Below are 468 nucleotides of genomic sequence, written 5' to 3'. Positions count from 1 at the left end.
AACGCCGGTAAACCCAACTTTTACGGCAGAAACGGCATTACCACAGGGTGACAGCAAAATACGAAATGGAACAACAGGAGTCGTCGCGCCAATGTTGTTAAATTGCTTCGCCGCGTTTTCCATCAGATCAACAGTAAAATTGGTTGATTCAGCGGCCACACTACAGCCGTTATCCCTGACATAGCCGCGGATAGTAATCGTGCTATCCGCAGCCAAAGCGTGACTCACCGCCAGCCACAAAAAAGCGCACAGAAGATAAAAAGGTTTGTTTCTCATCACGCCCCCTTAACGACATTCAGCTGATAGCTGGGTTAATAACTGCTGCTGACTCTCTGGTGGCAGTTGATAATTGGCGACACAGTGAGCATTTTCCTCTTCTCCCCATTTCACCTGAACTTTTCCCGCTAAAGGCATTCCGCTGAGGTAAACCTGACCATTATCCGCAACAATGCCGCTACTCTGGCTACT

The 468-nt window shown here is 48.5% G+C and carries 1 protein-coding gene and 1 pseudogene; both read right to left on the bottom strand.

Annotated elements, in window-relative coordinates; translation table 11 throughout:
* Positions 1 to 276: pseudogene (gene fimF, locus K0039_RS25200) on the bottom strand (type 1 fimbria minor subunit FimF); the annotation flags it as partial.
* 9 nt (positions 277 to 285) lie between these two features.
* On the bottom strand, positions 286 to 468 hold a 183-nt coding region (locus tag K0039_RS25195; protein ID WP_228106866.1), incomplete at its 5' end, for a FimD/PapC C-terminal domain-containing protein.

Origin of the sequence: Terrisporobacter mayombei, from assembly GCF_020748465.1 — a bacterium.
In the GTDB taxonomy this organism is placed as follows: domain Bacteria; phylum Bacillota; class Clostridia; order Peptostreptococcales; family Peptostreptococcaceae; genus Terrisporobacter; species Terrisporobacter mayombei.
The sequence above is the reverse complement of the archived record's forward strand: the minus strand, read 5'-3'. Positions and strand labels throughout refer to the sequence as shown.